At 43.0% G+C, this 24554-nt stretch carries 21 protein-coding genes; 14 read left to right on the top strand and 7 right to left on the bottom strand.

The features are described 5' to 3' along the window. Nucleotides 1-201: 201 nt before the first annotated feature. The 10 genes from JWR61_RS06435 to JWR61_RS06480 all read left to right on the top strand — a co-directional run bounded on the left by JWR61_RS06435 (nt 202) and on the right by JWR61_RS06480 (nt 15433). Nucleotides 202-966, top strand: coding sequence for a hypothetical protein (locus JWR61_RS06435; RefSeq protein WP_301927013.1), 765 nt, complete (start codon nt 202-204; stop codon nt 964-966). Between the two features lie 64 nt (nt 967-1030). After that, nucleotides 1031-3862 (top strand): glycosyl hydrolase, encoded by a 2832-nt coding sequence (locus JWR61_RS06440; RefSeq protein WP_301927014.1) that lies wholly within the window; start codon nt 1031-1033, stop codon nt 3860-3862. Nucleotides 3863-4637: 775 nt separating this feature from the next. Further along, nucleotides 4638-5804, top strand: coding sequence for a tetratricopeptide repeat protein (locus JWR61_RS06445; RefSeq protein ID WP_301927015.1), 1167 nt, complete (start codon nt 4638-4640; stop codon nt 5802-5804). A 44-nt stretch (nt 5805-5848) separates the two neighbouring features. After that, nucleotides 5849-6352: a hypothetical protein gene (locus JWR61_RS06450; protein WP_301927016.1), complete on the top strand. Its 504-nt coding sequence runs from the start codon at nt 5849-5851 to the stop codon at nt 6350-6352. Nucleotides 6353-6483: 131 nt separating this feature from the next. Further along, on the top strand, nt 6484-6633 hold the full coding sequence (locus tag JWR61_RS06455; protein ID WP_301927017.1) for a hypothetical protein: 150 nt from the start codon (nt 6484-6486) through the stop codon (nt 6631-6633). A 10-nt stretch (nt 6634-6643) separates the two neighbouring features. Next, complete coding sequence (locus tag JWR61_RS06460; protein WP_301927018.1) at nt 6644-10705, top strand: right-handed parallel beta-helix repeat-containing protein; 4062 nt, start codon at nt 6644-6646, stop codon at nt 10703-10705. A 670-nt stretch (nt 10706-11375) separates the two neighbouring features. Next, nucleotides 11376-11768, top strand: a complete 393-nt coding sequence (locus JWR61_RS06465; protein ID WP_301927019.1) for a DUF302 domain-containing protein — start codon at nt 11376-11378, stop codon at nt 11766-11768. Nucleotides 11769-12184: 416 nt separating this feature from the next. After that, entirely contained in the window at nt 12185-12925 is a 741-nt protein-coding gene (locus JWR61_RS06470) for an SDR family oxidoreductase (RefSeq protein WP_301927020.1), read from the top strand. A gap of 523 nt (nt 12926-13448) precedes the next feature. Further along, on the top strand, nt 13449-14045 hold the full coding sequence (locus JWR61_RS06475; protein ID WP_301927021.1) for a Crp/Fnr family transcriptional regulator: 597 nt from the start codon (nt 13449-13451) through the stop codon (nt 14043-14045). Nucleotides 14046-14155: 110 nt separating this feature from the next. After that, the gene (locus tag JWR61_RS06480; protein ID WP_301927022.1) at nt 14156-15433 is read left to right on the top strand and encodes an SMP-30/gluconolactonase/LRE family protein; all 1278 of its coding nucleotides are present in this window, start codon (nt 14156-14158) and stop codon (nt 15431-15433) included. Between the two features lie 306 nt (nt 15434-15739). On the opposite strand, the gene JWR61_RS06485 is transcribed toward JWR61_RS06480, so the two are convergent. Both JWR61_RS06485 and JWR61_RS06490 read right to left on the bottom strand, forming a co-directional pair. After that, on the bottom strand, nt 15740-16414 hold the full coding sequence (locus JWR61_RS06485; RefSeq protein WP_301927023.1) for a hypothetical protein: 675 nt from the start codon (nt 16412-16414) through the stop codon (nt 15740-15742). A 486-nt stretch (nt 16415-16900) separates the two neighbouring features. After that, nucleotides 16901-17536 carry a c-type cytochrome gene (locus JWR61_RS06490; protein WP_301927024.1) on the bottom strand — a complete coding sequence of 212 codons (636 nt, stop codon included), beginning with the start codon at nt 17534-17536 and terminating at the stop codon, nt 16901-16903. Between the two features lie 555 nt (nt 17537-18091). On the opposite strand from JWR61_RS06490, the gene JWR61_RS06495 reads away from it, so the two are divergent. The 4 genes from JWR61_RS06495 to JWR61_RS06510 all read left to right on the top strand — a co-directional run bounded on the left by JWR61_RS06495 (nt 18092) and on the right by JWR61_RS06510 (nt 21268). Next, the gene (locus JWR61_RS06495; protein ID WP_301927025.1) at nt 18092-18373 is read left to right on the top strand and encodes a hypothetical protein; all 282 of its coding nucleotides are present in this window, start codon (nt 18092-18094) and stop codon (nt 18371-18373) included. Between the two features lie 11 nt (nt 18374-18384). Beyond that, the gene (locus tag JWR61_RS06500) at nt 18385-18720 is read left to right on the top strand and encodes a hypothetical protein (protein ID WP_301927026.1); all 336 of its coding nucleotides are present in this window, start codon (nt 18385-18387) and stop codon (nt 18718-18720) included. A gap of 419 nt (nt 18721-19139) precedes the next feature. Continuing rightward, nucleotides 19140-20306, top strand: coding sequence for an App1 family protein (locus tag JWR61_RS06505; protein WP_301927027.1), 1167 nt, complete (start codon nt 19140-19142; stop codon nt 20304-20306). A gap of 143 nt (nt 20307-20449) precedes the next feature. Then, entirely contained in the window at nt 20450-21268 is an 819-nt protein-coding gene (locus tag JWR61_RS06510; protein ID WP_301927028.1) for an ion transporter, read from the top strand. 163 nt (nt 21269-21431) lie between these two features. On the opposite strand, the gene JWR61_RS06515 is transcribed toward JWR61_RS06510, so the two are convergent. From JWR61_RS06515 to JWR61_RS06535, 5 genes are all read right to left on the bottom strand, one after another. Further along, nucleotides 21432-21803, bottom strand: a complete 372-nt coding sequence (locus JWR61_RS06515; protein ID WP_301927029.1) for a hypothetical protein — start codon at nt 21801-21803, stop codon at nt 21432-21434. 180 nt (nt 21804-21983) lie between these two features. Then, the gene (locus JWR61_RS06520) at nt 21984-22268 is read right to left on the bottom strand and encodes a hypothetical protein (RefSeq protein ID WP_301927030.1); all 285 of its coding nucleotides are present in this window, start codon (nt 22266-22268) and stop codon (nt 21984-21986) included. 201 nt (nt 22269-22469) lie between these two features. Next, nucleotides 22470-22712: a hypothetical protein gene (locus tag JWR61_RS06525; RefSeq protein WP_301927031.1), complete on the bottom strand. Its 243-nt coding sequence runs from the start codon at nt 22710-22712 to the stop codon at nt 22470-22472. 11 nt (nt 22713-22723) lie between these two features. Further along, the gene (locus tag JWR61_RS06530) at nt 22724-23035 is read right to left on the bottom strand and encodes a hypothetical protein (RefSeq protein ID WP_301927032.1); all 312 of its coding nucleotides are present in this window, start codon (nt 23033-23035) and stop codon (nt 22724-22726) included. Nucleotides 23036-23047: 12 nt separating this feature from the next. Next, nucleotides 23048-24484, bottom strand: a complete 1437-nt coding sequence (locus tag JWR61_RS06535; RefSeq protein WP_301927033.1) for an NADP-dependent isocitrate dehydrogenase — start codon at nt 24482-24484, stop codon at nt 23048-23050. Nucleotides 24485-24554: the final 70 nt, after the last annotated feature.

Here is a 24554-nt window from a genome sequence, read left to right on the forward strand (position 1 = left end):
ACAATAATAATGCACACATTGCAGCGATCATGTTAGCTGTGCAAACAAAAAGCAAGCATATAAATTATTGGGAAAGTCTTACTTTGCAGAACCAGCAATGACACAAGGATAGGCCAACGAACATTTACCAACGTTAAAGCCTTGCGCTAGTTCAGGGGCTGCAATTTTAGATAGTGTAACCTTAAAAACAAATGAACCCTAATGACAGACAGCCTGGAAAAGATTAAGAAGCAAATCCGTTTTTTATCAGTATATGCAGTCTTTTCATCGTTATTGCTAATTTTTGCCTTGTTCTTAATTTTTAGAATGGAAAAGCAGACAGAAAAGCTATCAGTTGAGGAACTAACTGCAAAACGAATCAATATTATTGAACCGAACGGGCAATATAGAATGATACTTTCCAATAAGGAAAAATCACCTGAAAATCTATTTTATGGAAAACCAATTGGCATGCCGGGAGGCAATCGGCCGGGTATAATATTTTTTAATGACGAAGCAACAGAATGCGGAGGACTGGTTTTTTCAGGGAGAAAAGATAGTAGTGGAAAATATTTTGCATCCGGACATTTTTCGTTTGACCAATATAATCAAAATCAGGTTCTATATTTTCAATATCTTGACGATAATGGAGACAAGAAAACAGGTTTGTATGTAGACGATTGGCATAACAGTCCAACTTTTCCAGAATTTCGCAACCAATATAAAGCCACAGAAAAATTACCCGCCGGACCAGATAGAGACCTTAGACTCAAACAATTAATGGAACCATTGAACGGCGATCCAGCATTTGCTCACCGTGTTTTTATTGGTAAAGACACAGATAAATCAGCATTAATAAACTTAGCAGACAAAAAAGGTAAAACAAGAATTCAGCTTATTGTTGATTCTACGGGAGCAGCAAAAATTAATTTTCTCGACTCTGCAGGTAAGGTTGTTTACAGTTTACCTGATAAAGAACATCACTAAAAAAACGGCAGGCCTCCCCGTTTTGGCGCAACCGTTCTACTGAAGTGAAGTCTAATTTGTTAGCATGAAAAAAAGCGGTTTAATTCTATGGGTTGTATGTTGCTTTGGCCTGCATACGCAGGCCCAGATAAAATGGCCACCCATCACCCAAACCACCAAACCCTGGACCCGCTGGTGGTGGGAGGGAAGCGCTGTAGATAAGCCCGGCTTAACCGCTGCCATGCAGTTGTACCAACAGGCAGGCCTGGGCGGACTGGAAATAACACCCATCTACGGCGTAAAAGGGGCAGAAGATAAATTCATTGATTTTCTTTCACCCAAATGGATCCGGATGTTGCAACATACGTTGGCAGAAGCCAAACGATTGAACCTTGGTATTGATCTGGCCAACGCCACCGGCTGGCCGTTTGGCGGGCCATGGGTAACGCCGGCAGATGCCTGCAAAAACATAAATGTAAAATCATACAGCCTGAAAGAAGGAGAGCAGTTGAACGAAGCGGTTAGGTTTACACAGCCAGCTTTGGTAAGAACTGTCAGCGGCGCACCCGTTGATATCAAAACATTGTCATACCCGGTTGCTACCAATAAAAATCTGCAGTCCTATGCGTTTGACCAGCTCCGTTACGAAATGCCTTTGGCCCTGAATACTTTGATGGCCTATAGTGATAAAGGCGATATTATTGAACTGACAGGAAAAGTAGATGCTTCCGGAAAACTAAACTGGACGGCACCCGCCGGCAACTGGAAACTTACCGCCTTGTTTATTGGGTGGCATGGCAAAATGGTTGAGCGGGCAGCGCCGGGTGGTGAAGGAGATGTGATCGATCATTTCAATGCAGATGCCTTAAAGCATTACCTGGATAAGTTTGACACCGTATTCAAGAACAAAGATATTAGCGGTATCCGTGCCTGGTTTAATGATAGTTACGAAGTAGATGATGCAAGGGGACAGAGCAACTGGACACCTGATTTTACCGGGCAATTTAAGCTGCGCCGCGGCTACGATATTAAAAATTATTTGCCACAATTATTTGCAAGGGATTCTACTGAGATAAGTCGCCGGGTCTTGAGCGATTACCGTCAAACAATTTCAGAACTGGTGCTGGATAATTTTACCAAACCGTGGCAGCATTGGGCTGCCGGTCAAAAAAAACTGGTACGAAACCAGTCGCATGGGTCACCGGCAAATATTCTTGATTGCTATGCTGTAGTGGATATTCCTGAAACCGAAGGTGAAGATATTGTACGTTTTAAGTTTGCTACTTCAACAGCAAATATAATGGGCAAGCCACTGGCTTCATCTGAAACGGCTACCTGGCTCAACGAACATTTTCAATCATCACTGGGCGATGTGAAACAAGCCGTAGATAAATATTTTGTTGGCGGTGTAAACCATGTGTTCTGGCATGGCACCAGTTACTCCCCTCAAAATGATCCATGGCCAGGATGGCTTTTTTATGCTGCTGTTCATTTTACACCGGCCAATCCTTTCTGGAAAGATTTTGGCACACTCAATAATTATGTAACCCGCTGCCAGAGCTTTTTACAACAGGGCAAACCAGATAATGATGTATTGCTTTACTTCCCCTTCAATGATAAAAATGCACAACCCGGTCGGGATATGCTGAATCATTTTGATGGCATGGAAGGTTTTGAAAAAACGATCTTTAAGGAAACCGCAGAATGGTTGCTGAACAAGGGATTTTCCTTTGATCTTATTTCTGACAAGCAGGTGATAGAGCAGGTGAAATCAAAGGGAGAATTATTGCAAACGGCTAAGCGTGATTACAAAACCATTCTTTTAAGTGATGTTAAAATCATTCCGTTGGAAACGATGCAACAACTGGTTGACCTGGCAACAGGTGGTGCAACAATCATGTTTCATCATCATATACCCAATGATATACCTGGACTGTTTCAATTACAGCAAAGGCAGGAAAAACTAAACGCAATCATCGCATCTTTAAACTTTACAAACACAGGTAGTGGATCAAAAATTGCCCCGGTGGGGAAAGGATATTTTTTAACCGGCGATAACCTGGATGAACTGATGGCAACAGCAAAAGTGCAGCGGGAAAAACTGGTGGATATGGGGTTGCAATATAACCGGCGAAGCTACCACGGCGGTCATTACTACTTTATCAGCAATCCGGGTAAGCAGGCTGTTGCAGCATGGGTGCCACTGCAAACCACTGAAAAAAACATAGCACTGTTTAACCCGATGACGGTTAACAACGGTCTTGCAAAAACAAGGGTGCGCAACGGTGTTGTAGAAACCTACCTGCAACTGGAAGCCGGCGAAAGCTGTATTTTACAGACAGCAACATCCGCCATTACCGGCAAACAATATGCCTATTACAAAGACTCCGGCGAACCAGTAAAAATAGAAGGCAACTGGACGATACAATTTATAAAAGGAGGTCCTTCGCTTCCTGCAAAAACTGAAAGAACAGCGCTTGGCTCCTGGACGGAACTGGCCGGTGAAGAGGTGAAAAAATTTAGTGGCACCGCCACCTACAGTATATCATTTGATCGCCCTGCAGGCATCGCAAAGGCATTTGTGCTGAATCTCGGCAATGTTCAGGAAACTGCTGAAGTATGGCTCAACAATAAAAAACTGGCAACATTAATCGGACCAACTTTTCAACTAACCATTGATGCTGCAGTATTGAAACAGCAAAATTTATTGCAGGTAACAGTCACCAATGGCATGCCCAACAGGATACTCGATCTTGAGCAGCAGGGTCTTCAGTGGAAGAAATTTTACAACACCAACTTCCCTGCAAAGCTTGCGGTAAACCGTGGCGCAGATGGATTATTTACTCCCATTAAATGGCAACCAAAAGCTGCGGGGTTAATAGGTCCCGTAACGTTAACCCCTGTAATTTTACAGTAAATTTTCGATCAGTTAAAGACATCGAATTATGAAATGTCTTTTTCTTCGCCTCGGTTCGTGGCACGCGAAACGTGGCTGGTTACGCATCTATGATTGTTTCCGTGGTTGGTGTCAACGCTTCAATCACCAAGGTTGCGCCCCACCGCTCTGTAGCAAAATGAAATAACTTACCAATAAAAGGGAAAGCCAGCGACTTTAAATACAACGGTCATCGCAATTCGTACACCGGATTAACTGAAGTTTATTTTTGGACAATAATCATCCATCAATTGCAGCATTTGTTACAGCCGGATAAAAATAAAATGATTGTCATCAACAGCCTGCAGTGGTTGGGATAAAACTTTACAACGGACCGGTTTTACGAAGGGCTGGTAGATTCGTTCGGCATACTAACGCATTTTGGCGAAGTCTTCTAACCGAAGCGGACACCAGACCACGGGAAGAACCAGGTTTCGGTGATAGGAGAGGCACCTGCCACGGAAGCAATAATCGGAATTAATGACCCCGGGAAAGCATTTCATTTTATTTTCCGGATGTAGCATGATCAGTTGGATGTTCCCGAACCAGGTTTTAACAAGCGATGGCAAATAGGGTGAATGAAGTTCTCAAATTCAATTCAGCAATTATTGTTACCGGGATGCAACAATTGGCACAATATAAACTACTGCTAAAGATGGCAATAAACTCCTGCAAACCGCATCCTGTTTCTTCCACTTCGTGTTGCCACAATTGCTGAGAAAAAAATCTATTTTTACAACCTACTCCTGGTTAGTTTATGGGAATAAAAAACAGCTTTCCTGCTTTATTGCTGCTTTTAATTGTATCAACGGGCGAACGAACATTTGCCCAGCCAGGTGATATGCGTACCTGGCGTGCTCTTTTTGAAAAGCCATTTGATAAAATACATGCTGCCAACCGCTTTTTGTGGGATGCTATCTGTCAAAAACCTCCATCAGAAGTTAAGGGAATCATTCATGCACTGGACGATGATAAAAAAGTAAATAACAGCGATAAAACTTCAGCGAGGATGAGCCTGTTGAAGAGTATGTACTGCCGCGTGTACGATTCGCTGTATGATAACGAGGGCTGGGAGTATTGGGGAAACCGCTCAGTTTCGGGTGCGAGGAATACTGAAGACGATTATATTATGCAGGGTTGTTGTCTTTTTCTGGGAGACGCCTACCTGCGGATGAACAATTATGATACCGCCATTTTTTATCTTTTGAAAACGGTGGAACTTTCTGAAAAACTCGGCTACAACGAAGATTTTATCGTGGCTAATAAAATTGCGGTGAGTAATGCCCTTTACCGTACCCAAAATTACCGGCAGTGTATCAACTTTTGCGTAAGCAATTACGATATTGAATCCAATTTAGTTCCCATTACAGTGATGTCCGCATATAACAATGCCGGGTTAAGTTACCTGGAACTTAACAACCCCGATTCTGCCATTTATTATTTCAACAAAGGGCAGGCTTATGCCGCCCGGAAAAAATGGGGTGTATGGGAAGGAATTATGTTGGGCAACATGGGCATGGCGCTGCATCAAAAAGGGGAAGACGACAAAGCCATTATTTACTGGCAAAGAAATTATGACTCCTCTTTTAAATATAAAGAATGGGGAAATGCGGCGTCAACACTGGCTTATATCAGCGAATACGAATTCAATCACGGCCGGCAGGCACAAGCCATCAGCCACCTGCAACTGGCTACCGCAGCGGATTATAGCGACCGGGCCCCGGATCCGCAGCGGCGCATCTTAATTTACAAAGTAAAAAGCTATTGCTACAGGAAGTTGAATCGTCACGATTCTGCCGACTATTTCCTTGATGAACACTACAGGATACTTGATTCCGTTCACCAGGTAATAAGCCGTAATAAATTCAACTGGTTGAGTTTCGCCTGGCGTTTGAAAAAAGTAATTACGAATATCATATTTTAAAAAAAGAACGTACAGCAGAAGTTGAAAGACGCAACCTGTTGGTGGTGGCTTTGCTGGCGTCCCTGCTGGCAGGCTTGCTGCTTTACAGTCGCGAGCGTTTAAATGCCAGGCTGGCAAAACAAAAAACAGCAATTGCAGAAGCGGAAAAAAAATCTGCCCATGAACAACTACAAACTTTTACCCAGCTGCTTTTGGAAAAAAACGACCAGATAGAAAAACTAACTTTTTCACTGGAGCAACAAACCACTACCAACGTTGATGAACTGATACACCAGTCGCTGCTAACCGATTCTGACTGGAAACGTTTTAAAGACTTATTCGAAAAAATTCATCCCGACTTCTTCTCACGCCTTCGTGCAATTTCGCCCGGAATTACGCAATCCGAAATGAGGCTTGCCTCATTGATGAAACTCAACCTCGGGAATAAAGAAATGGCTTCTATGCAGGGCATCAGTGTAAGCAGCCTCAGGGGTAACAAGACCCGCCTGCGTCAAAAACTGGATATTTCCGCCGATACCGGCCTGGAAGAGTTTATAAAACAGTTGTAGTTCCCCGCTAAAAAAATCCCTTACCAGTAAGGCTTTGCACCTGTTGCAGCGCATTGCAGCGCTTATTGCAGCCGGTTGCAGCGCCTTTTCTTAGGGTGGCTCCCCGCTGCCTTATAAGTTTGTGTCCCAACATGAAAAGGAGATATCACCGCATTTATTTTCGGCTGGCTTTGGCGCTGTTGCTTATGCTGATCGGGGCCATTCTGTACGCTATCTGGATCAGCCAGCAAAAGGTAAACGTGATGGATAAAGAACTCATGCAAAAACAGGTTAATCAATAAATTAATTATTATGAAGAAAGTACCATTTGCTAACGGAACAAGGCGCTTATACTTTGCCGTTATGTTTTTACTCGTATGCTGCAGCGCTACTTTAAATGCCCAGGTTGTTTATTATGTGGATGCATCCAAAGCTGATAATGCAGGCGCCGGAACCAGTTGGGCTACAGCTAAAAAAGATTTGCAAAACGCCATCACTATGGCGACGGCAGGAGATGAGGTTTGGGTAAAAGCCGGCACTTATCTGCCAACAGAAGATCCGCTGGGAAACACCACGCCCGCAGACCCGCGGGACAAGACTTTCTTTTTAAAAGATGGGGTAAAAGTGTATGGCGGTTTCAACGGAACGGAGACGGCATTGGCGCAGCGTAATGTTGCGGTTAACGTAACCAAACTGAGCGGGGATATCGGCATTGCCAACACATTCTCCGATGACTGTTACCATGTAGTAGTTGCTGCCGTAGCCGCCTCCATTACACCTGCCTGCACACTGGATGGTTTTACCGTTGAGGGCGGTTATGCAGATAACAACACCTCGCTTACAGTAAATTCAATAAACATTGCGAGAAATGTTGGCGGCGGCATTTATACCCGCTATGGAACAAACACCATTGCCAACAATACCATCACCAGCAATTTCGGAACAGCAGGCGGGGGCATAGCAACCATCGGCGGCCCGGGTGGGCTCATGAGTTCCTCAAATAATATTACCAATAATATCATCACCGGCAATACCGGCAACAATGGCGCAGGCATTTACATGGTTTTATGCACCAACACGCTTTTGAATAACAACATCTATGCACAGCTGGCCGCCAATGGCGCCGGTATTTTTATAAACGGCGGAACCTACACCATCAGCCATAATAGTTTCGACAATAATTCGGCGGGTAATGGTGGCGGCCTTTATATATCCAACGGAGCGGTTAGTACGTTAACGGCCAACAGCATTACCAATAATTCTTCAGGAACCAATGGCGGCGGCGCATATCTCAACTCAGGCACTACTTCCTGTATCAATAATATTTTTAATGGTAACTCGTCTAACAACGGAGGGGCTATGTATGCGACCACTGAATTTAATGATGTATTCACCAATAATACCTTTCATGCCAACGTTGCGCTTGCACATGGCGGTGCGTTCTATTCCAACGGATGTTTAAACTTTCAATTGCAGAACAATATTTTCTGGGCTAATAAAATAAATGCGGATTCCACTTTACCGGGGTCAGACTATTTTGAAGGCGGAACGACCGGCAATACTTTTACCAACAACCTGCTGCAACTGATCCAAAGTAATTACAGCACTGCGGGGAGCGGCTCTTACGACCTCGGTACGGCCGCTTCGGGAAATGTTTTTGCGACGGATCCTGCTTTTGTAAATCCTGCTGATCCTGATGGTGCTGACAATATCTTTCGCACGGCAGATGATGGATTGAGGCTGCAAGCCGGAAGTCCTGCTATCAACGGGGGCGCTCTTTCCGTGACGGCTCCGGCTACCGATATCATTGATGCCATCCGTGGTGTGGCACCTTTCGATCTGGGAGCTTATGAGTGGTTCATCTGCTCTGGCAGCAGCACCTTATTTGTTGATGCCGGCGTAAGTACAAGTGGTTCCGGTTATTCATGGTCCACCGCATTTAAAACCCTGGATGAAGCATTGTTTGTGGCGCAAAACTGTCCCGTTGTTACCACCATCAATGTAGCTACAGGCATATACAAACCCACTAAAAAACCTTATGAAAATGGCATCCCTATAACCACTGCCGATGGCCGGGATGTATGCTTTTTTCTGCGTGACAGCCTGAAGTTATATGGAGGTTTTCCACCTGGCGGCGGCCAGCGGAATGTGCAGGCTAACACCACTACACTCAGCGGTGATATCGGCGTGGTGAATGATGCTTCGGACAACGCCTATCACGTGGTGATGATAGCATCTGCCGCCTCTATAACGCCAACGGCTACAGTAGATGGATTTACAATAACCGGTGGCAAAGCGGATAATAATACTTTTCTAACCGTACATACTTTAAGCATCGCCAGGAATATCGGTGGCGGCATTTATACCCGTTATGGTAAAAATGATATTGCTAACAATTTCATAAGTGGTAATTCAGCTGCAAGCGGAGCTGGTATTGGTACTATTGGTGGCCCCGGATTATTAACAGCCACTTCAAATAGTATTATACATAACATCATCAGCAATAATACGGCAACAACCGGGGGTGGGTTGTATATGGTGCTTTGCACCAATACATTGATGAATAACAGCATCACCAATAATACAGCAACCAGCAACGGGGGAGGCGCTTATATCAACGGGAGCGGTACCAATATTAATCACACTACTATTGGTAGCAATACGGCAGGCAATTCTGGAGGTGGTATCTATGCCATCAACAGTATTGATACGCTAACGGCTAACAGTATCATTGGTAATACATCGGTAACAGGCGGCGGTGGGCTGTATTCTTCCGCTAACACAATCACTTGTGTCAATGCTGTATTTACACAAAACACAACTGCCAGTGGTGGCGGCGCTTTTATAGTTGGCGATTTTAATGATGTATTTACGAATAACACGTTGCAGGGAAATACAGCTTCTGCTGGTGGTGGTGGTTTATATACCAATGGATGTATAAACTTTCAATTACGGAACAACCTTTTCTGGGATAATAAAAAGGGCACTGATGCCACCGTTCCGGGATCAGATTATTTTGAAGCCGGTACACCGGGCAATACCTTCACCACCAACCTGCTTCAATTGCCTGGTGCAGAGTATAGTTTTTCAGGAAGCGGATCATACGACCTCGGCATTCTGGCAGCGGCAAATATTTATGCCACGGATCCCCATTTTGTAAATGCCGCCGACCCAGACGGGGCAGATAATATTAACCGTACCGCTGATGATGGATTACGCATTCCTTGCAGCAGTGCAGCTACAGAAGCGGGTTCCGGCATAGCGGTAACCACCGATATACTGGACAACACCAGGAACGGATCGAGAGATATAGGCGCCTATGAGTCCAATGGTGCTGCTGCCCTTAATACATTGCCCACGTCAGCTACAACGGTTTCCCTGGTACAAACCGCAGCCGTTATGGATTATACCAGTTGTCTTGCTGAAATAGTAAAAATTGATGGCAGCAACCTTTACACTATTTTGGGTAATACCACCGCCAAAGTATGGATTGAAAGCAGCCAGCCCCCAACCTATGTTAAGCGGCACTATGAAATTACCCCGGCAAATAATGCAGGCGCCGCAACCGGCAGCATTACCCTGTATTTTACCCAGGCCGAGTTTGATGATTTCAACGCGGTGAATTTGATAAAGCTACCCGTTAACAGTACAGATGCTGCAGGCAAATCGAACCTTCGCGTTCATAAAATATCCGGTGCCAGCAGCGATGGCACAGGGCTGCCTGCCTCCTATTCCGGAGCTTCCACGCTTATTGACCCGGCTGATACGGCTATTGTATGGAACAGTATCGCTTCAAGGTGGGAGGTGTCATTTAATGTGACCGGCTTTAGTGGATTTTTTACAGAGTCATCCCTGACAGTACTGCCATTGCACTGGCTGGGTATAACAGGAAGTGTAAACGAAAAAGACCAGCCAACAATCAGCTGGCATGTAAATGAAAATAGTGTTGCCGTCTACTCCATCGAAAAGAGTGTTGATGGTAACCACTTCGCCGGCCTGGCCACCATCAACAGTAAAGGCAATGGCGATCACCAGTACAGCTTTACTGATAGGATGGGTTTACAAGGCATCACCTATTTTAGGGTTAAGCAAACAGGTATTGACGGAACATACAATTACAGCAGTATTGTAAGGTTGTCGGCAAAAAATACCTCTGTCCGTATTTATCCCAACCCGGTAAATGACGTACTTACCATCAGCACCGGCAAATCATTAACAGGTACTACCGCGGTGTTAACAGATATAAGTGGCAAGATATTACAACGGGTAATCATCAGCCAGCCCACACTTACAATCGATATGAGCAGGTACACCAGCGGCCTGTATATTTTAAAATTAGATGACAGTACGACCCAAAAAATCATAAAGGAATAAACATAACCAGGAAAAACCAGGATCACCAGTTTTTGTTCCTCTTGCTGCAGTCCTTAACCAATCCCCGTTTTAAACGGGGATTGGTTTGTATGCGAACCTGCCTGTCTCCATTGGCGCAGGGTGTTTCGTGAATCGATTACCGAAAGATATGCCGGTATACGAATGTTGTATAAAAGATGGTAGAAGGCCTGGCACAGTCGCTGTGCAAGCGGAGGCTGTAAACCGCCTCCCGGTGCTTGTTTAGTAATAATCAGGTGGTGAACAGAAAGAAGAAAAGGCTGCAAAGAGCAGTCAGGTATGTGTAAGAGAGATGAAGGCCAATGAACCACCGATGAAATGATGTGATAATGGTACCTATTGTCAAAAACTACTGTTCTTGCATGCTAGTGAAGGTTACAGCGGACACTTGCATGCTGGCTGTAAGGCAATCGTCATAGAGGTGGCATAACTCTTACTCAGGCTTTTCCTTCGTAGCAACGTCTCCTCAGCCATTGCGTTAGCCAGGGACGTCGCGTACTACGGAGCAATGAACAAAATCAGCCCGGCGTAACGTCCTCAGCCTTGCTACAATAACCTGTTGAGAGATGTTGCTGGAAAGAAAGTAATTGATCCATGGATCAATCAATTGAAGTAATTTACTGGTGATTTTTCACCCATAAAAAAACACATAATGAGTTACTATTTTAACAAAGTACTTGCCGGTAAAAATTTTGAAGAAGCCTTAGAACAGGTAACAGAAGAACTGAAAAAAGAAGGGTTTGGCGTATTAACTGAAATTGATGTCAGCGCAACCCTGAAAAAGAAACTTGATGTCGATTTCAAAAAGTATAAAATCCTTGGAGCCTGCAATCCGCAATTTGCTTACAAATCATTACAGGCTGAGGATAAGATCGGTGTTTTTCTTCCCTGCAACGTTGTTGTGGAAGAACATGAAAACGGAGAAATTGAAGTTACAGCCGTTGATCCCGTAGCCTCCATGTTGGCAGTTGGCAATGAAGCATTATCTGCTTCTTTAGCTGAAGTAAAAGAAAAACTGATACGGGTAATCAGCAACCTCAACTGAGTTGTTTCTATCACATCCCCCCTTTGGTTCAGGCGTTCTGCTGAAGTGAAGTCTCTGCGTTGAAACAAGGGTGCAGGGCGGGGCAGGAGCGTTGGCTATCCTTTCGCCAGACAACAAATGCACTAACAATAATAATGCACTCATTGCGGCAATCATATTAACAGCTCAGGCACAACAAAAAGCCTGTTAAATTATTGAGAAGTGTTACTTTACAGAACCAGCAATGGTACAAGGATATCCAGAACACACTACCAACGCTGCGGCCTTGCGCCAAGCGGGAGTAAATGCTTCCGTATTGTAGCGTGAAACAACCTGACAACTACAAGCGGCGAACTACAAAAAGCCACAGCCTGTAACATTGGATTGAATGTTGCTGCCCATTTTTAAACAACCCAACTAATTAACAAAAGCTAAGTATGGAAAATAGTATTAAAGACAAGGTAATTATCATTACAGGAGCCAGCAGCGGAATTGGAGAAGCGATAGCACTTGCATTGGCTAAAGAAGGAGCTAAAGTTGTGCTTGGTGCAAGAAGGGAAACCCGCCTGGAAAGTTTAGCTGAGCGGATCAGGGAATCCAATGGCGTAGTTGAATACATAGTTACTGATGTAAGAAAGCGGGATGACCTGGTTAATCTTGCAGGACTTGCATTGACTAAATTTGGAAAAATAGATGTATTGATTAACAACGCAGGAATAAGTCAACTTTCCCGGATTGACGAACTTGATGTTGAAGGTTGGGAAGATATGATTGATGTCAATATCAAAGGGGTTTTGTATGGAATCGCTTCGGCTATGCCCATATTCAAAAAGCAAGGGTATGGTCATTTTATTAATATAATTTCCACATCGGGAATAAAAATCGTTCCGCTGCAGGGGATTTACGCCGGAACTAAAAATGCGATCAGGACAATTACGGAAGTTCTGCGGCAAGAATCAAACGGAAAATACCGGGTCACTGGCATTTCACCAGGTTTTGTACAAACTGAATTTATCAGTAATCTGAAAAATCAGGCGATGCGACAAGCGGGGCAGCAAAGAATGGACGAAATCGGAATTCCTCCAAAGGCTATTGCAGATGCGGTAATGTATGCTATTTCGCAACCAGACAACGTAGATGTTGGAGATATCGTTATACGACCGACAGTGCAGGATTAATAAAGCTCAATGCGGCTACCGTGGTAAAACTGCTCTTTCTCCGCAACATCTCCTCCCGGGCCGGTGTGTTAGCAAGGGGTGTTGCGGTACTCCGGACCAACGGGCATATTCAGCCCGGCGCAACGTCCCCGGCTATACTGCATAGCCCGCTGCGAGACGTGGCTAGCGAACCCTTGCATACTACGGGGGGATAACCTGTTTAAAATTAGACTACGTTTATAGGAGTTGTTCAAAACCAGCATTATCTTTATCCCATGCCGGTTAAGCGCATCATACTCTATAACAGCGGGATGTTTGTTATCACCTTCACTTGCAACGAACGGATTTCATTGACTGATAAAACAGCTACGATATTGTATACAATCGTTTTGATCATCTAAAATTAAAAGGATAGTCTACTGTGTCTGTATTTGCTCCCAAAATAAATAAATAGTTTAACAGAATAATACTTTACATATCACCCGATGTAACATTGCATTACAGGAAGATTGATTTATTTGTTTATTTAAGTAAAGCCGAAGAATTGGAAAAAGCCATTTTGTTACCTTTATATAGAGAGAAAATTAAAAGTTACATTACATTCACTGATGAAGAATGGGATGTATTTATTGACTTTCTCAACATTAAAAAACTTGACAGGAATGAATGTTTTGTAACAACCGGGAAAATTTGTGAAGAATTGGGTTTTATTTTTAAGGGCTCGGTGCGTTATTGCAGTATCGTTGACGGAGAAGAAATAACAGGATATTTTACTTTTGAGAACAACTTTGTTACTGCTTTAAAAAGCTATCTTACAGGCGAACCCTCTTTATACGATATCAAAACGCTGGAAGAAACATTTTTAATAACCATTTCGAAGCAGCACATGCAGGCTATGTTAGAGCATCCTTTGCTGTGTTGTAAAATGGAAAGATTGGGCAGGTTAATAGCAGAACGGTTTAATGTACTTTTTGAAGACCGCATAAAATCATTTATCATAAAAACACCTGAAGAAAGATATCTTGATTTATTAGAATCCGGGCAAGCCATTGTACAACGCATCCCACTGCAATACATTGCACAGTTTATAGGCATTACGCCAGTGTCACTTTCGCGTATTAGAAAGCGAATCCATCCCTAAACAACCTCCATCATTACATTGATTTTAAATAATGTTGAACGCATTATTTCTTATCTTTTGTTTAGTAGTTTTTATTTGCCTGCTTCTAATTTTGAAAAAAAATTAAAGGCATGAACATCCTTATTATTTCATTTCAGTTAGTACTTTGTTTGGCACTATTAATCGCCGCTTCCATTATTTCCTTTCGGTTGAAGCTGTTTAAGCAGTCAGAAAACATCATTCCAAAATCACGTGGGTGGCGCATTGTGCAGGCTGTATTTTTGTGGATTGCTTTTATTGCAAACCTGGCAGGTATTGCAGTACCCTTTCTTGTCTTTTTTGCATCTTGCATAGCTTTTGCCACTGCCATTCCTTTGGTATTTAAAGCTGCCCATGTAAAGCTTTCCAATTTGTGGGCATTGCCTGCTTTGTTAATGATCTTATCCGTTACAGTTGGTATTGCGAAACCGCTTGGCCTCAAAGTGATAGCCCTGCCTAAAGCGGACGAACTACCTTTAAATATATGTTCGGCCCGTGTTATCAAAACCTACGACGAAGGCCTGTGGTTTGAAGGAATTGCTGCAGGAGATGATGGGACTCTTTATTTATCAGGAAACCGGAATATCGATTTTTCAAGAGGCGATTATTATCACACTGCACAAGGAGAGTTGATTGAACGAAAATCAGATGGCTCAGAGCATATTTTATTCAAGACCCCAATGGGAAATACATCTGGTGTTCCTTTTTTAGCACCTGACAAATCAATCTATCTCACCAGCCACGGAGCAACATCTTGTATATGGCGCATCAATAACAGCAACCAGCCGGTTCAAATAGTTCAGTTTCCTAAAGGTGCATGGCCCAATGGTTTGGATGAAGGGCCAGATGGTATGCTTTATTCGGCAGACAGCCAGCTTGGTGTAATATGGCGAATCGATCCCAAGACTGGTAGTTTAGAAGAAGCAATGCGTGACCCTGCATTACTGGCCCGGCCGTTTATTTCACTGGCGCCCGGAGCCAATGGATTACATTTCAAAGGGCGTGATCTCCTGGTAACTGTATCTGATCGTACCACACTGCTTAAATACACTGTTGATGAGAAAGGCAAGTTGGGTAAGTCATCAGTTATAGCCACGGGTATCCCGGGTGATGACTTTGCTATAGGTCAGGATGGTTCTTTATTTGTAACTACTCATCCTTACAATACAGTTGTTAAAATATCACCTGCTGGTGAGCGAACGATTATCGGAAAAATGGAACAGCATATCAATGGCGCTACAGATGCCATTTTTGGTAAGTCGCCACACGACATTAATACCCTTTATGTGGTAACAGATGGCGGAGCTTTCACTGGTGGTCCCAAGACCCGGGGAGAGCTTGTTGTCCTGGAGCCTTACAGTAAGAAATAATTTCGCTGCGAAAGTCACATGCAGGTAATTGCCGGTGCTCATTTTTATTCATGAAAGGGTCAGCATGTTCCTTCCCAGCTGTCTTCTTTAGAGCCGGTGCGTTATTGAGGACGCTGCATACTATGTAGCAACTCCTACGCGACAACGTCTCCTAACAAGTCAGTGCATTAGCCAGCGAAAACGTTGCGTACTACGTGGCAACGAGTGTAATCGGCCAGGCGCAACGCCCTCAGCCATGCGGCAAAACCCCCGTTGAGAAACGTTGCTGGAAAGGCGAATGCCAACTTGGTTAAATATCACTTGCGATTACTGTTTCTTAATTTCAAGGCTCCCTTCATAATAGTAGAGTTCTGATGTTGGAACTTCAGGTGTTCGGTTCCACAGCCTTCCAACCGTTCCTGGCGGGAAACTGATCGTCCAGGTTGTATTCGAAGTGCGGGAAACGATCGGCCTTGTACTTCCTGCGCCGTTTATACCAGGATGATGCATTACGCTGCTATTCCCGAAAAGTATACTGAAGTACTCGGTGCAGTCTGAATTGCAAAAGCGAACCTCTGTTGATAAGGGCGACAGGGAAGTACCAATAGTCATATCAGTAAAGCTGTTTATAGTAGCAGTTAAAGGTTTCGATATCGCAATATCATTTCCCCCGCCAGGACCAGTAAAAACACCTAATGATTTTCCTCCTCCCCCCGGCACGGGGTTAGTGATATGATGCAAAAGAGTGCGATTGCCCCTGGTGCCAGTGGGAGCCGGGGCAGTGGCACTGTCACAGGTCTTGAAAAAGTTAAACGGCCAATTCATGCAAATATGGAACGCCTGATCAGGCCATCGGGTTGGATTCAACCACACGCCAATCCAGTCTTTACCAGTGTAGTATGTTCCCTTTCCGTCGTTGGTAAGATTGCCTGTTGAGCTAACTGTGGCGTTCAATCGAATATCGCATTCCTTCTGCTGCGCTTGTGCGTGGAGTTTGCACATAACACTGGTTATTGTCATAAAAAAAACAAGTGCCAATTTCTGATTACAAACACCGCTAATCAATTTTTTCTGAATCTTGCATTTCATAAATAAATATGGAATACTAATTTAAACAAAAATAAAATTAGTCAACAACGTTTTATAAATAGTAAGTTTTGCGGTGTTGGGTTTTCTGTTTTCCCTTCGCAGCAACGTCTTCTCCCGAGCCAGTGCGTTGACCAGGAACGTTGCGTGCTATAGAGCAATGAGTGTAATCAATCCGACGCAACGTCCTCAGCCATGCTGCAAAAGCCCGTTAAGGTACGTTGCTGAAAAGAAGCAAGGATCGATGAGAGACTCTGCTGTAAAGAAGTGTCTCATCGTTACGGTTCGTGGCGTACGAAACAAATTAAATCAAATACCCTGTTTGACATGCCAGAACAATAGCGGGGAAAAAGCTATAGCTGCTCTTGTTCTGGCATATGCAGCGTTCAATCATTGTGATGATCAGGATTTAGCAGCAGGTGGTGGCAGCAATACAGCCTGTGGTGCAATATTTTTAACTGGTGTTGTTGTTTTTAAATAAGCAAAAATGGCTTTCAGTTCATCATCACTCATTTTGGTTGCAGGCATCAGTGACATAGGTGGCATGAGTGGCCTCGTGTTGTCAAGCCCCATCCATTTGCGTTCGTGCAGCGCTTTTATAAACTGCTCTTCCTTCCAGCCGCCGATACCCGATGCGTCGGAAGTAAGGTTTACGGCATAAGTTGTACCCCATGGTCCGGTCCATGATGTGAATGATTGCGTAACAATCAACCCCTTTTTTGCAGCTTCTTTCGCGTCAAAATCAGGAGGGGGCATTTGCGCAGGATGGCCTGAAAGCAACAGGCTCATATCATCTTCAGGTCCGTTGGGTCCCATTTTTTTAGGAGTATGGCAATCGTTACAACCAGCGTTTTTAACGATGGATTCACCCCATTTTACCTGGCTTTCAAAACCACCAAAATTGTTTTTGGCATCGGCGGTAGCGGGAGTTGCTGTGTTTGAGGTGGTAGCAAGGGGCTCTGTTTTTGAATTGGTACAAGCGAAAAACAGAACAAAAGAGAAAGTAAATAACACGCGTGTTACAGTCCATTTTTTCATAAAAATTTTTTTAAGGTTAAAATAAAAAAAAGAGAATATTTTCACGAGGTTATAATAGATCATTTCAGGAGGAGCGGATAAACCGGGCGGGAAGCATTCGGTTAGAAAGATAATATTTTTTTTATAAACTTCACAGAGATAAAAATATCCCCATTGTCGCATGTGGTCTACTGAAGTGAAGTCTGCGTTCGCCAAAGGGTGTCGGGGCTCCTCCCGGGCCAGTGCGTTGGCCAGGAACGTTGCGTACTACAGAGCAATGAGTGTAATCAATCCGACGCAACGTCCTCAGCCAGGCTGCAAAAGCTCATTAAGTTACGTTGCTGGAAAGAAAGACACTTACTGCTCCATTCATAAAATTGGTTCCGGCTTTTTTGTTCATACCTTCTTTTGCAAATTCATAAACCAAAACATCAGAGAATTCTGATTAAAAAAGTTTTTGAGTTTTGATTTGAATTTTTATAAAATATTTGTACTTTGATTTACGATTTATCTTCCTGAGCTTTCCTCTTCAAACTCACATAGTAGCCTAATCTTAACTACCAAAAACGTAACATCATGTTTAAACTATTATTATCGTCCATTCTAATGGTGACTGTTAATTTTCAGCTGGTATTAAATACCTCTGCAATTGGTTTTAAGAATCAGAACCAACCGGTATATCAATACATGGCTGTTTGTACGGATGGAGATGGTGCATTATGTCCCTGGGTAGACACCCAGGATGCGGCAAACAAATATGGCAAAGATCATGAAGTAACGACCAAGGGTCACAGATGGAGAATAGATACGAGAGAAAAGCCAAAATTAAAGCAAGACTCAACAATAATTATAAAATAAAAATTTATCCGATGAAAAAAATATTCTTAATCCTTCTAGCAGTTTTATTTATTACTGTATCATACACATCCCGCCCTGTTGAAGATGATTCAATCAAATATGTATCCGTGGGAAACGTTCATCTGCCTAACGAAACGTGTAATCAAGGCTGGGCTGCAATGATTAATAACAGCGGTCAACCGGGTGGGCCAAATAGAAATATTCGTGTGTATTATACGTTTAATAACAAACCAATGGTTTGTGATACTCGTCCATTACCCCAAATTCCAGACCCCAACCAAATTTACACTCTGTTAGGATGCTGGGGAGGAAATTATGTAATTACCCGATCCTTATATATCCCATAAATCACTCGCTCGATAAGCGATTTTAATTAGATTGAATTTGTCTACTTATTCTACTCATGATTTTCACTCCACCGACCTATAGCAAAATGAATTATTGTACAAATAAAAGTGAAAGCCAGCGACTTTAAATACAATAGCCATCGCAATTCGTACACCGCCTTAAATGAAGTTTAACTTACATCCTACGACAGCGTAACAGCGTTTATTCAGATCTGCACGAAATAGTTTACCGGGACAAAAAGTTTCCGATAGTGGGTCGGAAACACGTTGACAGGTTTGATGCCAGACAAACATATGCGTTAACAATTATTGGGTACCAATAGTGCTGTTAACATAAGCCATGCACCCACCCATAACAGTATTCAAGGCTGACCCGGTATTTAAACTAACCTAACTTTAGATATCAGAATATATGTACTATGTCAAACTGGAAAGAGGTCTTCATAAAATCTGCATCGGAACTGGAAGATAAATGGGATGCGCTGCGTTATAGCTTTAAAACAAAACTGGGCCTGAACGATCCCGTGCAGATTGTGCCCTACCGCAGTTATGGCACCGCCGGTAATTTGTATATCAAAGGCCGTGTACTGGAAGACAAGCAAATACAAGCCGCCACCGATAAGGATACCGTATTGAACAATCTTCTCAACATGTATAAACGTTTTGAAAGTGATGAAGTACCCGGTGCCCGGCTGAATGTTTTGCTGGCAAATGAAACGCATGAGATAGTGACTGATAAGGAAGGCTATTTTGTGCTGAACGTGCAGCCGCTGACGCCAATCATAAACGGGGTGTTGTGGCATCCAATACCGCTGGAACTTGTAAGTGCACCCATGCCTTTTATCAAAGGCTTAAGGGCATCGGCTGAAGTAATGATTCCGCCGCCGGATGCGGAGTATGGCATCATCAGCGATATAGATGATACCATTGTAGAAACCGGCGCCACCAGTCTGCTTGCAATGAGCAGGGCTACATTTTTAAACAATGCCAGAACAAGATTACCATTTGCAGGTGTGGCTGAATTTTACAATGCACTGCAACTTGGCCGCAATGGTAAACGCAACAATCCGTTTTTTTATGTAAGCAGCAGTCCCTGGAACCTGTACGACCTGCTGAAAGATTTTCTCGACCTGAATAACATACCAGCAGGCCCGCTGTTGCTGCGTGATTTTGGATTGGATGTGAAAGCCCCTGCAGACAACGGACATATGGGGCACAAACTAAAAGAGATCAGGCAGATACTGAAAGCTTATCCGCATCTTCCCTTTGTGTTGATTGGTGACAGTGGCCAGGATGACCCGGTAATCTACCAGGAAGTAGTAAAAGAGTTTCCGGGTCGCATGCTTGCCATTTATATCAGGGATGTTCAGTTGCCTGAAAGAAAAAAACTGGCAGTAGCGGTATCAGAATCACTCCGGTCTTCAGGGGTGGACATGATGATAGTAGAAAACACGGTGGAAGCTGCCAAACATGCAACTCAAAATGGTTTAATTTTTTCAGATGCCATCCCTGCTATTGAGCAAGATGAGAAGGAAGACAAAGGACAATTGCCTGGAAAAGAAGACCCGGCTGTTTTTCATGATTGATGCCGTTTATTTACCCCGCCAGAGCGATCTGATTTTGGAGTTTAAATTTATCATAAGTGCAGTTTTGATGCAGACTAGCTGCATGTTAAATGCGGAGGAGATTGTAATATACCTGGAGTATCTTTATTGAACAAATTATGCATATGGAAAAAGAACAACAATCATCCTGGCAATACCGGCTTCATCAGATCATTTACGAGTCGGATACCGCAGCAGGTAAAGCTTTTGATGTTTCCCTGCTCGTACTCATTATTACCAGCATTGTGGTGGTTATGATGGACAGCATTGGTAAATGGCATTTGCTGAACGGGCGGTTGTTCTTCACCATGGAATGGATTTTTACAACCCTCTTTACAATTGAATATATTTTAAGACTGATCTGCATTAAAAAGCCGTGGAAATATGTTTTCAGCTTCCTGGGCATGATCGATTTGCTGGCCATTATTCCTTCTTATTTAAGCATTGTTTTTGCCGGTGCCCAATCGCTGCTGGTGTTCAGGGCATTGCGGCTGTTGCGCATTTTCCGCATTTTTAAACTCTCGCATTTTTTATCAGAGATGCAGTTTTTAGGCGGCGCAATAAAAGGCAGTCTGCGCAAGATCAGCATTTTTATGCTGGTAGTATTAACGCTGGTAATCATTATGGGGTCTGTCATGTACCTGGTAGAAAAAGGAGAGCATGGATTTGATAGTATACCCGATAGCATCTATTGGGCAATCGTTACTATTACCACAGTAGGTTATGGCGATATTTCACCGGTAACACCTGCCGGTAAGTTTGTTGCGAGTCTTATCATGCTGATGGGCTATGGCATCATTGCAGTACCCACCGGCATTCTCACCAATGAAATGGCAGTAGCAATGCGGAAAAAAGAAACCCGTGCCGACGCCTGCTTAAGTTGTGGCCGGGAAGGGCATGATGTGAATGCGAAATTTTGTAAGTTTTGCGGGGCTGAATTGTAACGGATACGCTTGCCGCGTTTTCAATTTCCATCTGCAACGTCTCCTCCCGGGCGGGTGCAATATGAAGAGACGTTATGTACTGCCTGAGCAACGAACATACCCGGCCCTGCGCAGCATCCTCAGCCATACTGCAAAAGCCCGTTGAGCCGCCAGTGGTAATAACCTATGATTTCTTTTTGGTGGTTTTCGGGCTATTTTTTTTAACGGCGTTTTTTACAGGTTTTGCAACTCTTTTTTTAGCCGGGGCGGCTTTTTTTACTACAACTGATTTTGTTGGTTTTTTAGCTGCCGGTTTAATTATTTTCTTGGTAGCTTTCTTTGCTACTTTTTTAGGAACATTGCCCGCAGCTGGTTCCACTTTTGAAACAAGATCACTGACTGCCTCCTTCACCGATTCAACGGCATTACCGGCTGCTTCAATTAAATGGTCTTTTTGATTGGATATCTTGCCGGCGATTGTTCCTATTGCTCCGGCAATTTTGATTAAGGTCGTTTCTTTTTGTGGCGCTTTTACCAATTTCTTATTCTTTTGCATTGGATGAAGTTTGATACAATTTAGTGTAAATATGGTATCTGGTACAAATACAAATTTAATTAACCAGTATTCGGCTATCCGGTAATGCCCAATCACGTTCGCCTGTTATAGGAGCAGTCAAATTACTTTTTCCTTTTCCTGTTTGGTAGCAATGAGCAGCTGTCTTCCTTTTAAATAAAACTATTTACTATTTGTAACTTCAATGCTGACCACTGCGGTGATGATGAGCTTCTTTTTCTTTTTTTCTGCTTGCTCAATAATTTCGGTGATTTGCAACATACTTTTCTTCAATTCCGGAATTCTTTTTGTTGATGTTTCATCATCTTTTCCCAGACGTTCGTTAGAGCTAAAATTTTTCATTACATGAAAGTTTAACTTGCTGGAGTACAAATTTATCAGCACTTCCTTTGCGTCCTGGGGAGTAAATTCACCTTCAATTAATGTAAAGTCCTGGCTTTTCTTCATGTTTATGGTGTATGTTTAAATTCTTGTTTGAAACCAGCCTGAGCGTTCTCAAACAGCGTATTAATAACAGGGATAAAAAAAGCTGACTCAGCATGCCATCATGATTTAATATGGATAACACAAAAAATATAGCCATACCAGGTATGTTAAGGGCGATTGCGAATGCTTTTGTATTTGATCTTTTACTTTATACTTTGCTTGTTATATAATATTGATTGTGGCATCTAAGCCTACATTTTCTTTTTTTAAAAGTATTCCCTTCCTGGCTTCAAATAACTCTTTTTGAAGGTGCTTAATTTTGGTTTCCCTGTTTTTAATATCTTCTTCATTGCTGTTACCGGCTATTTTATTTTCATGGTATTTGATTTTTACATGAATCATCTTTGTGATAATGTCAATAGCGTCATTGGCATCAAATTGCCCCTGGATAAGTTGAATAGTCATGGTGTTGGTTTTTAAGTTTTTAATGTTCTTGACCTTAATAGCTCGTCAAATATTTTGTTTGATGCAACAATGGGTGTTGCGTTAATGGGTACTTCCCGCCCGCATTCGTCTTCAATTAGTTTTGCGATTTGTGTAAACAGCAATGCTTTAGTTTGTGCTGTTATCACATTATAAACCTCTCTGGAAAGCGTACCATCCTTTGATGTAAACGATTCATTATTTTGATCTATGGATGCATTGGCTATCAATTGGCAGGTGAGTAATTTTTCTACCAGCAACACAGGATCGTAGTCTTGTTTCAGATATATTATCAGGTTAATCATCTTATAATACTATTATTGTCCCTGCCCTAAAGAGTAGGCTGCTTTACCATTAAAAGAATACAGATTTTCTGTTTTGATTGTATCAATATTCTCCGCAACAGCATTCGACAGCAAATCAATAATATCTTTTTTTGTAATTACACTATCGTCAGCCGGCTTAAACCTGCAACGCCAATGGTCAGTGCAAAAAGTTTCTTTAAAACCATCCGGGTATACTTTTATACCCCTGTTTGTTATCATCGTAAGGTTTAAACCTGGCCGCTCTGTTTTACGAAGAATGCTGGCCAGTTCGTTGGCATCTGTTCCTGCCCAGTGTACAAACACATCAACTCCCACCAACTCCTTTTGAGCAGAAGGTTTTCTTTGATATTTCGGCAGGTTAAGGGGCGTGTCTTTTGCGTAGGACACTGATTTTAACACCGAAGGCTTATTACCTAAATTGGCTATTACGGCTTTGGCAAATTCTTTTGTACCTACCTGCTGCTTGCTGGTGCCTTCTTTAAAAATGTCATACGTATGAATACCATCTTCGATGGTTTTAAGCCAGGCATTTTGAACTTTCTCAGCAATATCGGTTTGGCCTATATGGTTAAGCATCATTACAGCCCCTTGCAGCAGGCCGGAAGGATTGGCCGCATTTTGTCCTGCTCTACGTGGAGCTGAACCGTGAATGGCTTCAAACATGGCGCACTCTTCGCCAATATTTGCTGAGCCTGCCAGGCCTACAGAACCGGTAATTTGAGCAGCCACGTCAGACAACACATCCCCATACAGATTTGGCATAACCAGTACATCAAAAATTTCAGGGGTATCTGCCAGCTTTGCCGCACCTATGTCAATAATCCAGTGTTCATTTTCTATTTCGGGATATTCTTTTGCAATTTCATCAAACACCTGGTGAAACAAACCATCGCTTTGTTTCATGATATTGTCTTTCGTAAAACAGGTCACTTTTTTTCGTCCCTGTTGTCTGGCATACTCAAAAGCATAGCGAACTATTTTTTCACAACCCGGCCTGCTGATTAACTTCAGGCATTGCACTACTTCATCTGTTTGCTGGTGCTCAATACCTGCATAAAGATCCTCTTCGTTTTCCCTCACTATCACCAGGTCCATTACAGGATGTTTGGTGCTTACAAAAGGATGCAGGCTCATACATGGCCGAACGTTGGAATAGAGGCCAAGGAATTTACGGGTGGTTACGTTAAGGCTCTTGTATCCACCTCCCTGTGGTGTTGTAATGGGAGCTTTCAGGAAAATCTTATTTCGCCGGATAGTGTCCCACGCTTCAGGTGCTATACCTGAAGTATTGCCGGCCAGGTACACTTTTTCACCTACTGCTATTTCTTCAATTTCAATTTTTGCACCGGCAGCCAGGATAATGTCCAAAGTGGCATCCATAATTTCCGGCCCTATACCATCGCCTTTTGCTACAGTAATTTTTGTCATAAAGTTTATTGTTGTTTTAGTTTTATACTGCAAAAATGAGCATATCTATTCATAAGTTTTCATTTATCTT

Origin of the sequence: Ferruginibacter sp., from assembly GCF_028288465.1 — a bacterium.
In the GTDB taxonomy this organism is placed as follows: Bacteria; Bacteroidota; Bacteroidia; order Chitinophagales; family Chitinophagaceae; genus Ferruginibacter.